Genomic DNA, 14,368 nt, shown 5'->3' on the forward strand with positions numbered 1-14,368 from the left:
GTCACTGGTGTGGTGGGGACTCAAGGCTGGAATTGCTGAGGCCGTGGTCCGAGGCGCTCAGTGGTGGACCGGGGCCTGCTGCCCGGCGGGCGTACCGGAGGCGATCACGGTGCTCCGTGTGCCGTCGCGGCGCTCCAGGGCCGAGGACAGGACGGCGAGGACCAGGGCGGCCGCGGCAAGAGCGGCACCGACCCAGTTCGGGGCCGTATAGCCGTAACCGGCCGCGATCACGAGGCCGCCGAGCCAGGCGGACAGGGCGTTGCCCAGGTTGAAGGCGCCGATGTTCACGGCCGACGCGAGCGTCGGTGCGCCGTGTGCCTGGTCGAGGACGCGCTTCTGCAGCGGCGGGACCGTGGCGAATCCGAGGGCGCCGATCAGGGCGATGGTCACCGCCGCCGCGATCTTGTTGTGAGCGGTGAGTGTGAAGAGGGCCAGGACGACCGCCAGGGCGCCAAGGGAGACGTACAGCATCGGCATCAGGGCGCGGTCGGCGAACTTCCCGCCGACGAGGTTGCCACCGACCATGCCGAGGCCGAACAGGACCAGCAGCCAGGTGACCGAGCCGTCGGCGAAGCCCGTGATGTGCGTCATCATCGGCGCGATGTAGGTGATGGCCGCGAAGACACCGCCGAAGCCGAGGACGGTCATCGCCATGGCGAGCAGAACCTGGGCGTTCTTGAAGGCGGCCAGTTCGTGCCGCAGGTGCACACCCTCCGCCTTCGGCAGCTCGGGCACCAGCTTCGCGATGCCTGCCAGGCCGACGACCCCGAGCGCGGCGACGATGCCGAAGGTGACGCGCCAGCCGACGTGCTGGCCGACGAGCGTGCCCAGCGGGACGCCGACAACATTGGCGACGGTCAGGCCGGTGAACATCATGGCGATGGCGCCGGCCTTCTTCTGGGGTGCCACCAGCTCGGCCGCGACGACCGAACCGATGCCGAAGAAGGCACCGTGGGCGAGCGAGGCGATCACGCGCCCGATCAGCATGACCGCGAAGGCGGGCGCCACCGCCGAAAGCAGGTTTCCGGCGATGAAGAGGCCCATGAGCAGCATAAGCATCCGCTTGCGGGCGACCTTGGTGCCGAGCACGGTCATCAGCGGGGCGCCGGCGACTACGCCGAGCGCGTAGCCGGTCACGAGCAGGCCCGCCGTGGGGATGGAGACCCCGAAGTCGCCCGCGACCTCGGGCAGGAGTCCCATGATCACGAACTCGGTCGTTCCGATTCCGAAGGCCCCGATCGCGAGGGCCAGAAGCGCGAGAGGCATGAGGGGGTGAACCTTCCCAACGATTGCAGGAGCGCTTTGCGTGCGCTCACAATAGTTGCAGACGCGGGCTAAAGGCAATCGCTGGCTATTGCAATGTTGCTCTATCCTTGAGGCCAGCCGCTCCGGGACGGAGGAAAACGCCAATGACAGCGACGGACCCCGCGCTCACCGCTCTCGCCCAGGGCTGGTGCGCCCTCTCTGCGCTGCACGGAAGGATCGAGGCGCACATCGAGCGCGCGTTGCAGGCGAAGCACGATCTGAGCGTGCGCGAGTACTCCCTGCTGGACGTACTGAGCCGACAGCACGACGGCGAGGGCGGCCATCTGCAGATGAAGCAGGTCGCCGACGCGGTCGTCCTCAGCCAGAGCGCCACCACCCGTCTGGTGACCCGGCTGGAGGACCGCGGTCTGCTGGAGCGCTACCTGTGCCCCACCGACCGGCGTGGCATCTACACCAACGTCACCGAGGCGGGCCTGCGCCTGCTCAAAGAGGCCCGGCCCACCAACGACGCCGCCCTGCGCGAGGCCCTGGACGACGCCTCCAGAAACCCCGAACTGGCGCCGCTGGTCAGGGTTGTGGAGACACTCAACGTGCCCGCATAGGGTGCGGGCATGGGAGATCTTGAGATACGCCACGCAACCGCCGACGACCTTCCGTCGATCGTCGCGATGCTCGCCGACGATCCGCTGGGTGCCCAGCGCGAGTCACCCCACGACCTGACCCCGTACCGGGCCGCGCTGGAGCGCCTGGCGGCCGATTCGAACCAGCACCTGGTCGTCGCCGTACGAGAAGACCGCGTGATCGGCACCCTCCAGCTCACGATCATCCCCGGCCTCTCCCACAAGGGGGCGACCCGCGCGCTCATCGAGGCTGTGCGCATCCACGCCGACGAGCGGGGCAGCGGACTGGGCGGCCTGCTGATCCAGTGGGCGATCGACACGTCCCGGCAGCTCGGGTGTGTGATGGTGCAGCTGACGTCCGACAAGACGCGCACCGACGCCCACCGCTTTTACGCACGGCTGGGCTTCAACGCCTCCCACGAGGGCTTCAAGCTGAAGCTCTGAGAGCAGGGACGACGGAAGCAGGCTGGGGTGTGTTTCACGTGAAACGCACCCCAGCCGTCTCGGACCTAGCCGATACCCCGCCACCCGTCGGGGTCCACTCCGCCGGGTACCGGCGCCTCCGTGTCGTACGGCTGCCGCGTGAATACGAACGACCCGAGGTCGAGGTGGCTCACGGTCCCGTCCGGGCGCTGTACGGGCCGCAGCAGTTCGCCGGCGTAGTACCCCTCCAGGCCCGTCCAGGTGCCGTCACCGTTCGAACGGAAGCGGGCTCGTCGGCCGTTGCCGGTCAGCGGGCCCAGGGCTAGCAGGCCGTCGGCGGTCACCCGCAGGCCGTAGGCATGGGTCCCCCAGTACCACTGCCCCGCAAGCTCCAGGACCCCCGGGGCAACCTCGCGCAGCGGCCGCCAGGGCTCGGGGATCCGCGGTTCCGCCTCGGCGACGATACGGACAAGGTCGGCGCCCACCACTCCCACCAGCGGCCCGCTCGTACAGTTCGCGAGCACCACTGCGGCCACGTCGTCCTCCACGCTGATGACAAGGTTCGCAAGGAAGCCCGGGAGTGAGCCGGAGTGCCCGACGAGGAGTCGGCCATCGCGGCGCTGGAGCTGCATGCCGAGGCCGTACGAGACTCCGTCCAGCACGTCCGCCGCCTCGGCGGGCGCCGCCGGGGTCCGCATCTCGCGAACCGACTCCGCGCTCAGGACACGGTCGTCCCCCGCGGCCAGAAACGCGGCGAACCGCGCGAGGTCCCCTGTGGTCGACCACAGCTGCCCGGCGGGCGCCATCAGGCCCAGGTCCTCCGGCGGCTCGGGCAACAGCGCGTCCGCCCACGGATGCACGGCCCAGCCGCCCGCATGCGGGGACTGCGGCTGCGCGCTCGTACGGTGCAGCGCGAGCGGTTCGAGGATCTCGCTGCGCAGCACCTCCTCCCAGGAGGCGCCGCGCAGCTTCTCCACCAGTGCGCCCAGCACGGTGTAACCGGGGTTGGAGTAGTGGTGCCGGCGGCCAACAGGGTGCAGCAGGGGGCGCTCGCCGAGCACATCGTTCAGCTCGGGGCGCAGGGAGCTGGGGGTCCTCTCCCACCAGGGTGCGGGCGACTCGGCGGCCAACCCGGCCGTGTGCGCAAGCAGTTCGGCGATCGTCGCCTCGCCGGCCCCGGTGTCCGGCAGATGCTTCTCCAGCGGATCACTCAGGTCGAGCAGGCCCTCGTCCCGCAGCCGCATCACCAACACGGCGGTGAACGTCTTGGTGATGGACCCGATCCGGTACTGCACGGTCTCGTCCGGACCATGCCCGTCCACCGATGTCCGCGCCCCGTGCCACACCGCTCGCCCGCCCCGTACAACGGCCGCGACCAGCGACGGCGCTCTCCCTTCGGCCTGCGCGACAGCAATGCGGTGCAGCAGAGCACGTCGGGTGGCAGGGAGCAGATCTTCCTGAGATGTCGTCATGGGCCCAGTCCATCCGGTCGGACCTGCGGGCGTCGAATCCATTACCCGTCTTCCCTCTCCCCGACCACCGCATCCGGCCCACGAACACGCCCTCCAACACGAGGCCGTACCACACGCTGTTCTGCCGACGGTGAAGACCAGCCCCGCCCGGGCTCGCCCATCACCACGGTCCAGTCTCATGACGACGGTCACCACGCGCACGGTCGGATACCCGGCCGACGGCCTGACGATGATCGGACACCTCGCGCTCCCCGCCGGTGCCGATCGCCGGCCCGCAGTCCTGGTCGGACCCGAGGGGCTGGGGCTCAGCCATCGAGCGCCGCCGAGCCGATGCCTTGGCCGACCGGGGATACGTGGCGCTGGCCTTCGACCTCCACGGCGGGCGCTATGTGGGCGACCCTGAGCAGATGCTGGCCCGTTGCAGCGACGCGGGCCCGCAGCACGCACAGCGAGCCTGGCGCGACATCGTCGACCCGCTCGTCGAGTGCGTGCCGGTAACGGAGTGAGCAGAGCATCAGGACTGCCATCGGCAGGACACGACAGCGGAGAAGATGACGCGGAGCCTGAGCACCTACGTGCCCCAGGATCAGGTCTGGGCCATGTCCACGAAGCGGGAGTAGTGGCCCTGGAAGGCGACCGTGATCGTGGCCGTCGGGCCGTTTCGGTGCTTGGCCACGATCAGGTCGGCCTCGCCCGCGCGCGGGGACTCCTTCTCGTAGGCGTCCTCGCGGTGCAGCAGGATGACCATGTCGGCGTCCTGCTCGATGGAGCCGGACTCACGCAGGTCGGAGACCATCGGCTTCTTGTCGGTGCGCTGCTCGGGACCACGGTTCAGCTGGGACAGCGCGATGACCGGGATCTCCAGCTCCTTGGCGAGCAACTTGAGGTTACGGGACATGTCCGAGACCTCCTGCTGACGGCTCTCGGCGCGCTTGGAGCCGCCGGACTGCATCAGCTGGAGGTAGTCGATGACGACCAGTTTCAGGTCGTTGCGCTGCTTCAGGCGCCGGCACTTGGCGCGGATCTCCATCATCGACAGGTTCGGGGAGTCGTCGATGTAGAGGGGTGCCGCCGAGACGTCCGGCATGCGCCGGGCCAGGCGCGTCCAGTCCTCGTCGGTCATCGTGCCGGACCGCATGTGGTGCAGTGCGACGCGGGCCTCGGCTGACAGCAGACGCATCGCGATCTCGTTGCGGCCCATTTCGAGCGAAAAGATGACGCTGGGCAGGTTGTGCTTGATCGAGGCGGCCCGCGCGAAGTCCAGCGCGAGCGTCGACTTACCCATGGCGGGGCGGGCCGCGATGACGATCATCTGGCCCGGATGCAGGCCGTTCGTCAGCGAGTCGAAGTCGGTGAACCCGGTCGGCACACCGGTCATCTCGCCGCTGCGCGAGCCGATCGCCTCGATCTCGTCGAGAGCGCCCTCCATGATGTCGCCGAGCGGCAGATAGTCCTCGCTGGTGCGCTGCTCGGTGACGGCATAGATCTCGGCCTGGGCACGGTTGACGATCTCATCGACGTCGTCATCGGCCGCGTATCCCATCTGCGTGATACGAGTGCCGGCCTCGACCAGGCGGCGCAGGACGGCACGCTCGTGAACGATCTCCGCGTAGTACTCGGCGTTCGCCGCCGTCGGCACGGTCTGGACCAGGGTGTGCAGGTACGACGCGCCACCGACCTTGTTGATCTCGCCACGCTTGGTGAGTTCGGCGGCGATGGTGATCGGGTCGGCCGGCTCGCCCTTGGCGTAGACGTCCAGGATCGCCTGGTAGATCGTCTCGTGCGCGGGCTTGTAGAAGTCGTGGCCCTTGAGGATCTCGACGACGTCGGCAATGGCGTCCTTGGACAGCAGCATGCCGCCCAGCACCGACTGCTCGGCGTCCAGGTCCTGCGGCGGCACCCGCTCGAAGGAGGATCCGCCGCCGTCCCAGTCGCCGTTCTCCCGGCCCCGGTCGTGCTGTTCGCCACGACCCCGGCCGCCGTCGCCGCGCCGACGGGAGGCGGGCAGACGATCACTGGGTCCGCTGTCGGCCCACGGATCGTCCAAGGGCTCGGAAATGCTCACCGAGCCACCTCCTCCCGTCCGCACGGCGGACCTCGCCGTGCCCTCTGTTGTACGGCACGACACTGACAAATGAGAGGCCCACCTCCGGTTCGGACGCGTCGGATTTATGACGCTTCCAAGGCCGCGGAAAGGACACTCTCCGGGCCAGGGAAAGGAGCGGGCGCCGGTCCACGGTAGGCCCGTCGGCACCGTCAGCCAATCTGGTTATCCACAGGCCATGTGGACGACGGCCCCGATGCTGTGGAGAACTCACCGAAACCTGTGCACGACCCGGTGGACAGCCTTGTGAACAAGCCCTCCATCCGGCCCGGCAGGCGACTCTGACCTGCACATTTACCGTCCACCGGCTGTGCAGAAGAAAAACTTCCCCGGTCGGACCAAGATCGCTTCGAACGCCACACGAAAGGACACGCTCCGCGAGGGCAAGTAAGGGGCAGTCACTAGTTGCATCACTTACCTGTGGACGATTAGATTAGTGCTCATGACACAGGCTCCCGCGATACCCAGGGCCACCCGCCGGCGGCACGACCGAGAGATCGTCGCGCTGGCCGTCCCGGCCTTCGGCGCACTCGTCGCCGAGCCTCTCTTCGTCATGGCCGACAGTGCGATCGTCGGCCATCTCGGTACCGCTCAGCTCGCCGGTCTCGCCGTCGCCTCCGCCCTCCTCACCACCGCCGTGAGCGTCTTCGTCTTCCTCGCCTACGCGACCACGGCCGCCGTAGCCCGGCGGGTCGGCGCGGGAGATCTACGGGCGGCCATCCGCCAAGGCATGGACGGCATCTGGCTGGCGCTCCTGCTCGGCATCGGCGTCATCGCGGTGGTCCTTCCCCTGGCCCCCGGCATCGTGGACCTTCTCGGCGCCTCCACGACCGCGGCCCCGTACGCCACGACGTATCTGCGCATCTCCTCGCTGGGCATCCCGGCCATGCTCATCGTTCTCGCCGCCACGGGAGTGCTCCGCGGACTGCAGGACACCAGGACCCCGCTGTACGTCGCCATCGCGGGCTTCGTCGCCAACGGGGCCCTGAACGCAGGGCTCGTCTACGGCGCCGGCCTCGGCATCGCCGGCTCGGCCTGGGGAACCGTCATCGCCCAGCTCGGCATGGCGGTCGTCTATCTGACCGTCGTCGTCCGCGGGGCCCGCCGGCACGGCACCTCCCTGCGCCCGGACTCCGCCGGGATCCGGGCCTCGGCCCAGGCCGGCGTTCCCCTCCTGGTCCGCACCCTGTCCCTCCGGGCGATCCTCATGATCGCCACGGCGGTCGCGGCACATCTGGGTGACGCCAGGATCGCCGCGCATCAGATCGTCCTGTCCCTGTGGAGCCTGCTGGCCTTCGCCCTCGACGCGATAGCGATCGCCGGGCAGGCGATCATCGGCCGCTATCTCGGCGCGGACGACGCCCAGGGTGCACGTGAGGCGTGCCGCCGCATGGTGCAGTGGGGCATCACCACCGGTGTCGTACTGGGTCTGCTCGTGGTGGCCACCCGCCCGCTCTTCCTTCCGCTGTTCACCAGCGACTCCGTGGTCAAGGACACGGCGCTGCCCGCACTGCTGATGGTGGCGCTGTCGCAGCCCGTCTGCGGGATCGTCTTCGTCCTGGACGGAGTCCTGATGGGTGCGGGCGACGGGCCGTATCTGGCCGGAGCCATGGTCGTCACCCTGGCCGTGTTCGCCCCGGTGGCCCTGCTGGTGCCTACGCTCGGTGGCGGACTCACGGCGCTGTGGGCGGCGATGACGCTCATGATGACGATCCGCATGTTGACCTTGTGGCTGCGGGCCCGCTCGGGCCGCTGGATCGTCACAGGCGCGACCCGCTGAACAGAACAGCGGGGCCACACCACTGCGGTTTCACGTGAAACATTCCGCATCTGCGCGCCGCAATTCCGACACCGCATGCGAAGAGGGGCCACCCCACACAGGGCGGCCCCTCTCTCAGCTGTTCAAGCCGAGCGCAGCGTTACGCCGCGACGACCTCGATGTTGACCTTGGCGGCAACCTCGGGGTGCAGACGCACGGACGTCTCGTGGGCGCCCAGGGTCTTGATCGGAGCGGTCAGCTCGATGCGGCGCTTGTCGACCTCGGGGCCACCGGAAGCCTTGATCGCGGACGCGATGTCGGCCGGGGTGACGGAACCGAAGAGACGGCCGGAGTCGCCGGAGCGGACGGCCAGGCGGACCTTGACGCCCTCAAGCTGGGCCTTGACCTGGTTGGCCTGCTCGATCGTCTGGATCTCGTGGATCTTGCGGGCGCGGCGGATCTGCTCGACGTCCTTCTCGCCACCCTTGGTCCAACGGATCGCGAAGTTCCGCGGGATCAGGTAGTTGCGAGCGTAACCGTCCTTGACGTCGACGACGTCGCCCGCGGCACCGAGGCCGGAGACCTCGTGGGTGAGGATGATCTTCATGAGTCGGTCACCCTTCCCTTAGCGCGCGGTGGACGTGTAGGGCAGCAGCGCCATCTCACGGCTGTTCTTCACGGCCGTGGCGACGTCACGCTGGTGCTGCGTGCAGTTGCCGGTCACGCGGCGGGCACGGATCTTGCCGCGGTCGGAAATGAACTTCCGCAGCATGTTCGTGTCCTTGTAGTCCACGTACGTGACCTTGTCCTTGCAGAAAGCGCAGACCTTCTTCTTCGGCTTGCGCACAGGCGGCTTCGCCATGATGTTTCTCCTGTGTGATCAAGAAGTGTGGATGCGAGCCCTTAGAAGGGGGGCTCGTCCGAGTAGCCGCCACCGCCGCCGGAGCCGCCGCCCCAGCCGCCGCCACCCTGGTTGCCACCGGCGGGAGCGCCGGTCGCCCACGGGTCGTCGGCCGGAGCGCCGCCGCCCTGCTGGCCGCCGCCGGGGCCACCGCCCCAGCCGCCGCCACCCTGGCCGCCACCGCCGCCGTAACCGCCCTGGCCGCCGCGACCGCCACCGGCGGCGGTCTTGGTGACCTTGGCCGTGGCATTGCGCAGGCTGGGGCCGACTTCCTCGACGTCCAGCTCGTAGACCGTGCGCTTGACGCCGTCACGGTCCTCGTAGGACCGCTGCTTCAGCCGGCCCTGCACGATCACGCGCATGCCTCGCTGGAGCGACTCGGCGACGTTCTCCGCCGCCTGCCGCCAGACCGAGCAGGTCAGGAAGAGGCTTTCGCCGTCCTTCCACTCGTTCGTCTGGCGGTCGAAGGTGCGGGGAGTGGACGCGACGCGGAACTTCGCGACCGCCGCACCGGACGGGGTGAAGCGCAGCTCGGGGTCGTCGACAAGATTGCCGATGACCGTGATGACGGTCTCGCCTGCCATGGGGGAACCTCTCGGCGGGTTTGCTGCTCTGGCTGCTTGCTTGCTACTCGAATCCCGAGATCAGCTGAGCGGAAGGGCTCAGTGGGTCTCGGGGCGGAGGACCTTGGTCCGGAGGACCGACTCGTTCAGGTTCATCTGGCGGTCGAGCTCCTTGACGACCGCAGGCTCGGCCTGCAGGTCGATGACCGAGTAGATGCCCTCGGGCTTCTTCTTGATCTCGTACGAGAGACGACGACGGCCCCAGGTGTCGACCTTCTCCACCTTGCCGTTGCCCTCACGGACGACGGAGAGGAAGTTCTCGATCAGGGGGGCGACAGCGCGCTCCTCCAGATCGGGGTCGAGGATGACCATCACCTCGTAGTGACGCATGTGGAACCCACCTCCTTTGGACTCAGCGGCCACGGTCGTTCCGTGGCAGGAGGGTTGTGATGCGTACGCAACGGTATCGGCCACCACCGACAATCGGGGGCCGTCGCGGGCTCCCGCAGGGTGACCTGGGCAGGGGTGAGCAGACACCGGTGCAGACGGTACAGACTACCCGCACACCCGCTTCCGGTTGAAATCCGGCGGGGAAGGCCGTCACTCTGTACACGTCGGGTGTGTACGGCGCTACTATGCGCCGCCTTCCGCTGGAGGTGCCCATGGCACAGGCAATGCATCCCACCGTCGCCGGTTCCCTCTTCGCCACGGACGGCAAGACCCGTCCGCTGCAGGACGCTCTGATGGCGATCACGCTCGTCCTCGGCCTGCTGTCCTTCATCACGTCCTTCTTCCACGGTCTCCACCTGCTGACCTCGTGGACGGGCCTGGTGGGACTGGGCGTCGGCATCTACGGACAGTGGATCTCGGTGACGACACGCGAGCGCTTCGGTCTGATCCTGGGGCTCGGCGCCGCGGGGGTCGGTTTCCTGATCGGCATGGCACACGGCGGACTTTTCGGCGGACTCATCGGCAGCTGAGCGACGAACGGCGCCCGTCGGACGCCGTTTCGAACCCCCCGGACCGTCCCGGTCGCCCATCCGGCCGGGATTAAGGCCCGTATGCCCAGTCGGGGCGCGCGCAGGGCGCAGTAGGCTTCGGCGCGAGAGCCGGAGCCCCTGTACCCATGGGGACACACCAGCCCGAGGAGCGCCCCGAATGAGCCTGACCCTGAGGACCATCAGCCGCGAGCAGCATCTGGCCTACATCCAGAGCCTGCCGGCGGCGAGCCACATGCAGGTCCCGGCCTGGGCCGACGTCAAGGCGGAGTGGCGCTCGGAGAACCTCGGCTGGTTCGACGAGCGCACCGGCGAAATGGTCGGCGCGGGCCTGGTCCTCTACCGCCAGCTGCCCAAGATCAAGCGCTACCTCGCCTACCTCCCCGAGGGTCCGGTCATCAACTGGTTCGCGCCAAATCTGGACGACTGGATCCAGCCGATGCTGGCGCACCTGAAGCAGCAGGGCGCGTTTTCGGTGAAGATGGGCCCGCCGGTGATCATCCGCCGCTGGAGCGCGGAGACCATCAAGAAGGGCATCCAGGACCAGGACGTCAAGCGGCTGCGTGACATGGAGGCCGACTTCATCGAGCCGCGTGCCTTCGAGGTGGCCGACAAGCTGCGCCGCATGGGTTGGCAGCAGGGCGAGGACGGCGGCGCCGGCTTCGGCGACGTGCAGCCTCGCTACGTCTTCCAGGTGCCGCTGGCGAACCGCTCCCTGGAAGAGGTCCACAAGAACTTCAACCAGCTGTGGCGCCGCAACATCAAGAAGGCCGAGAAGGCCGGTGTCGAGGTCGTCCAGGGCGGCTACCAGGACCTGGCCGAGTGGCAGCGGCTGTACGAGATCACGGCCGTGCGCGACCACTTCCGGCCGCGCCCGCTGTCGTACTTCCAGCGCATGTGGACGGCCCTCAACACCGAGGACCCCAACCGGATGCGGCTGTACTTCGCCCGGCACAACGGCGTGAACCTGTCCGCTGCGACGATGCTGATCGTCGGCGGGCACGTCTGGTACTCCTACGGCGCCTCGGACAACATCGGCCGCGAGGTCCGGCCCTCCAACGCGATGCAGTGGACGATGCTGCGCGACGCCTACGCGCTCGGCGCCACCGTCTACGACCTGCGTGGCATCTCGGACTCGCTGGACGAGACGGACCACCTGTTCGGCCTGATCCAGTTCAAGGTCGGTACCGGCGGCCAGGCCGCCGAGTACCTCGGCGAGTGGGACTTCCCGCTGAACAAGCTGCTCCACAAGGCGCTCGACATCTACATGTCGCGCCGTTGAGCCGTGGGTGTTTGATTCCATAGCCTTCACAGCTCTGACACCCCCGCTGCACCGCAGTCACGAGAAAGGTCCCGGGTCCGGCCATGGCGCTCACGCTCTACGTCGACACCGCGCGCTGGCGTGCGCACCACAAGCACGTGCAGGAGCAGTTCCCGGGACTCGTCCCGGTCTGCAAGGGCAACGGCTACGGCTTCGGGCACGAGCGCCTGTCGGAGGAGGCCACGCGGCTGGGCGCGGACCTGCTCGCCGTCGGCACGACCTACGAGGCCGCGCGCATCAAGGACTTCTTCAGCGGCGATCTGCTGGTGCTGACGCCGTACCGGCGCGGTGAGGAGCCCGTACCGCTGCCCGACCGGGTGGTGCGCTCGGTGTCGTCGGTGGACGGCGTGTACGGCCTCGTCGGTGCCCGTGTCGTCATCGAGGTGATGTCCTCGATGAAGCGGCACGGCATCAGCGAGCAGGACCTGCCCCTGCTGCACCAGGCCATAGAGAACGTCCGGCTGGAAGGATTCGCCATCCATCTGCCGCTGGACCGCACCGACGGCTCGGACGCCGTCGAAGAGGTCATCGGCTGGATGGACCGGCTGCGCGCGGCCCGGCTGCCGCTGCACACGATGTTCGTCAGCCATCTCAAGGCGGACGATCTCATCCGGCTCCAGCAGCAGTTCCCGCAGACCCGGTTCCGCGCCCGCATCGGCACGCGGCTGTGGCTGGGGGACCACGAGGCCACCGAGTACCGCGGTGCCGTCCTGGACGTCACGCGCGTGGCGAAGGGCGACCGGTTCGGCTACCGGCAGCAGAAGGCGGCCTCGGACGGCTACCTGGTGGTCGTGGCGGGCGGAACGTCGCACGGGGTGGGCTTGGAGGCCCCGAAGGCCCTGCACGGCGTCATGCCGCGCGCCAAGGGCGTCGCACGGGCCGGCCTCGCCACGGTCAACCGGAACCTTTCTCCGTTCGTCTGGGGCGGCAAGCAGCGCTGGTTCGCCGAGCCGCCGCACATGCAGGTGTCGATCCTCTTCGTGCCCTCGGACGCCCCGGAGCCGAAGGTCGGCGACGAGCTGGTGGCCCATCTGCGGCACACCACGACCCAGTTCGACCGCATCGTGGACCGCTGAGCCCGGTCCAGGACGCCCACGCCCCTTTCAGAGGGAGCGTCAAGACAGCGAGAAGGCCGTACCCGGATGCTCCGGGTACGGCCTTCTTCCTGGGCTCCTGAAAGGCCGTTCGCTCAGAGCGAACGGTCCTCGGGAGAGGGCGGCAGCGGCCTGCCCCAGTCCACCTGTGGCCCCTCGAAGTGGGCGGCGTGGCGCGGCCGGTAGGCCGCCGCACCGAGCACGAAGACGTCCTCCGCTCCGTCGAGCACCCCGCCCGAGGGGTCGTCGTCGCCGGAGCGGCGCACCACATCCCGCTCCGGCATGAGGATGTCGCGTACGACGACGGCGCACAGGTACAGCGTGCCCGCCAGGTGCAGCACGATCGCCCAGTGGTAGCCCTGCGTGGGAAGCCCCTTGTGGGCGTCTCCGCTGGTCGTGTACGCGAGGTACATCCAGATACCCAGGAAGTACGCCACCTCGCACGCCTGCCAGATCAGGAAGTCGCGCCACTTGGGCCGGGCGAGGACCGCGAGCGGCACCAGCCACAGGACGTACTGCGGGGAGTAGACCTTGTTGGTGAGGATGAAGCCCGCCACCACCAGGAAGGCCAGCTGTGCGAAGCGCGGCCGGCGCGGGGCGGTGAACGTCAGCGCGGCGATGCCGAGGCAGCACAGCAGGACCAGCACTGTGGCGGCGGTGTTCACGAAGCCGGTGGAGGGCGGGTTGGTGGTGTTCTGCGCCCAGATCAGCCAGAAGGAGCCGAAGTCGACGCCCCGTTCCTGGCTGAACGTGTAGAACTTCGCCCAGCCGTGGAAGGCGAACAGCATCACCGGCAGGTTCACCACGACCCAGGCGATCACTGTGCTGAGCGTGGCCTGGACGAACTCGCGCCACTTGCCGGCCCGCCAGCACAGCACGAACAGGGGGCCGAGCAGGAAGACGGGGTAGAGCTTGGCGGCCGTGGCCAGGCCCACGAGGACACCGAAGGCCACGGGGCGGCTCCGGGACCACATCAGCATGGCGGCGGCCGTGAGCGCCACGGCCAGCAGGTCCCAGTTGACGGTCGCGGTCAGCAGCAAAGCCGGCGACAGGGCGACGAGGAGGCCGTCCCAGGGACGCCGGCGCTGGGTGCGGGCCACGCAGACGGCGATGACGACCGCGCACACCAGCAGCATTCCGGCGTTGACGAACCAGTACCACTGCTCCTGGTGCTGGATGGTGCCGCTGTGCGGGGTCAGCCAGGAGGCCACCTCCATGAACACACCGGTCAGTACCGGGTATTCGAGGTACCCCATGCCACCGGACATGTCGTCCGGAAGCCTGTCGAAGTACGGCACGAGGTGATCGGCGAACCCACGCCCCTGGTAAAGGTGCGGGATGTCCGAATAGCAGGCCTTCGTGTACTGGGAGCTCGCGCCGAAGAACCAGGCGCTGTTGTAGCAGGGCGCCTTCTGGACCATGCCGAGGGCGAACATACCGATCGCCACAAGGACGACGACCCGTACGGGTGTCCACCACGACATACCGAGCAGGGCACGCCGTCCGATGGGGCCGCCGATCAGCTCACTGCCGGCCGCGGCGACCTTGTCCTCCCTGGTCGGCTGCACCGGTTCTGCCGCTACGGGCCGCACGGGCTCGGGCTCGTGCACGCTCGCGGGCGTCATCTCTGCACTGGGCATGGAGCACATCCTGCCGTACGTGCCTAGGAAAAGGCCGAGGGCCGCCACACCCCGTGGGGTGCGGCGGCCCTTGTTTCACGTGAAACACCCGCAGCGGGCTAAAGGGACGCCAACCGGGCGGGCTCAGCTGCTAGTGCTGTGACCGCATAGGTTCGCCGGGTCGGTGGTCATGGCGGTTGGATGTGTGGTGACGTCTGATCCGACTGC

The 14,368-nt window shown here is 68.6% G+C and carries 14 protein-coding genes and 1 pseudogene; 7 read left to right on the forward strand and 8 right to left on the reverse strand.

Going from position 1 to position 14,368, the window contains the following annotated elements; all coding sequences use genetic code 11:
- Nucleotides 1-57 precede the first annotated feature (57 nt).
- Complete coding sequence (locus LE548_RS29250; protein ID WP_225099954.1) at nt 58-1,266, reverse strand: MFS transporter; 1,209 nt, start codon at nt 1,264-1,266, stop codon at nt 58-60.
- A 143-nt stretch (nt 1,267-1,409) separates the two neighbouring features.
- Here LE548_RS29250 and LE548_RS29255 point away from each other — a divergent pair, with 143 nt between their 5' ends.
- Nucleotides 1,410-1,868, forward strand: coding sequence for a MarR family winged helix-turn-helix transcriptional regulator (locus LE548_RS29255; RefSeq protein WP_225099955.1), 459 nt, complete (start codon nt 1,410-1,412; stop codon nt 1,866-1,868).
- 9 nt (nt 1,869-1,877) lie between these two features.
- On the forward strand, nt 1,878-2,330 hold the full coding sequence (locus LE548_RS29260; protein ID WP_225099956.1) for a GNAT family N-acetyltransferase: 453 nt from the start codon (nt 1,878-1,880) through the stop codon (nt 2,328-2,330).
- Nucleotides 2,331-2,395: 65 nt separating this feature from the next.
- On the opposite strand, the gene LE548_RS29265 is transcribed toward LE548_RS29260, so the two are convergent.
- Nucleotides 2,396-3,781 (reverse strand): serine hydrolase, encoded by a 1,386-nt coding sequence (locus LE548_RS29265; protein ID WP_225099957.1) that lies wholly within the window; start codon nt 3,779-3,781, stop codon nt 2,396-2,398.
- 178 nt (nt 3,782-3,959) lie between these two features.
- Here LE548_RS29265 and LE548_RS29270 point away from each other — a divergent pair.
- A pseudogene (locus LE548_RS29270) lies at nt 3,960-4,203 on the forward strand (dienelactone hydrolase family protein); the annotation flags it as partial.
- Nucleotides 4,204-4,367: 164 nt separating this feature from the next.
- On the opposite strand, the gene dnaB reads toward LE548_RS29270, so the two are convergent.
- Nucleotides 4,368-5,846, reverse strand: coding sequence for a replicative DNA helicase (gene dnaB / locus LE548_RS29275; RefSeq protein WP_225099958.1), 1,479 nt, complete (start codon nt 5,844-5,846; stop codon nt 4,368-4,370).
- Between the two features lie 481 nt (nt 5,847-6,327).
- Between dnaB and LE548_RS29280 the strand changes: the two genes are divergently transcribed.
- Nucleotides 6,328-7,665: an MATE family efflux transporter gene (locus tag LE548_RS29280; RefSeq protein WP_225099959.1), complete on the forward strand. Its 1,338-nt coding sequence runs from the start codon at nt 6,328-6,330 to the stop codon at nt 7,663-7,665.
- Between the two features lie 139 nt (nt 7,666-7,804).
- Here the strand turns inward: LE548_RS29280 and rplI are convergent, their stop codons facing one another.
- The 4 genes from rplI to rpsF all read right to left on the reverse strand — a co-directional run bounded on the left by rplI (nt 7,805) and on the right by rpsF (nt 9,498).
- A complete protein-coding gene (gene rplI / locus LE548_RS29285) occupies nt 7,805-8,251 on the reverse strand; it encodes a 50S ribosomal protein L9 (protein ID WP_093722657.1) in 447 nt (148 codons plus the stop codon).
- Nucleotides 8,252-8,269: 18 nt separating this feature from the next.
- Nucleotides 8,270-8,506 (reverse strand): 30S ribosomal protein S18, encoded by a 237-nt coding sequence (rpsR, locus tag LE548_RS29290; protein WP_003949403.1) that lies wholly within the window; start codon nt 8,504-8,506, stop codon nt 8,270-8,272.
- A gap of 41 nt (nt 8,507-8,547) precedes the next feature.
- Nucleotides 8,548-9,129, reverse strand: a complete 582-nt coding sequence (locus LE548_RS29295) for a single-stranded DNA-binding protein (protein ID WP_225099960.1) — start codon at nt 9,127-9,129, stop codon at nt 8,548-8,550.
- A gap of 78 nt (nt 9,130-9,207) precedes the next feature.
- A complete protein-coding gene (gene rpsF, locus LE548_RS29300) occupies nt 9,208-9,498 on the reverse strand; it encodes a 30S ribosomal protein S6 (protein ID WP_005482942.1) in 291 nt (96 codons plus the stop codon).
- Between the two features lie 272 nt (nt 9,499-9,770).
- Here rpsF and LE548_RS29305 point away from each other — a divergent pair, with 272 nt between their 5' ends.
- From LE548_RS29305 to LE548_RS29315, 3 genes are all read left to right on the forward strand, one after another.
- Nucleotides 9,771-10,088 carry a hypothetical protein gene (locus LE548_RS29305; protein WP_225099961.1) on the forward strand — a complete coding sequence of 106 codons (318 nt, stop codon included), beginning with the start codon at nt 9,771-9,773 and terminating at the stop codon, nt 10,086-10,088.
- Between the two features lie 178 nt (nt 10,089-10,266).
- A complete protein-coding gene (femX, locus tag LE548_RS29310; RefSeq protein WP_225099962.1) occupies nt 10,267-11,388 on the forward strand; it encodes a peptidoglycan bridge formation glycyltransferase FemX in 1,122 nt (373 codons plus the stop codon).
- Nucleotides 11,389-11,471: 83 nt separating this feature from the next.
- Nucleotides 11,472-12,503: an alanine racemase gene (locus LE548_RS29315; RefSeq protein WP_225099963.1), complete on the forward strand. Its 1,032-nt coding sequence runs from the start codon at nt 11,472-11,474 to the stop codon at nt 12,501-12,503.
- Between the two features lie 113 nt (nt 12,504-12,616).
- On the opposite strand, the gene LE548_RS29320 is transcribed toward LE548_RS29315, so the two are convergent.
- Complete coding sequence (locus LE548_RS29320) at nt 12,617-14,161, reverse strand: glycosyltransferase family 87 protein (RefSeq protein ID WP_225099964.1); 1,545 nt, start codon at nt 14,159-14,161, stop codon at nt 12,617-12,619.
- Nucleotides 14,162-14,368 lie beyond the last annotated feature (207 nt).

The organism is Streptomyces sp. CoH27 (assembly GCF_020181035.1).
Lineage (GTDB): Bacteria > Actinomycetota > Actinomycetes > Streptomycetales > Streptomycetaceae > Streptomyces > Streptomyces camelliae.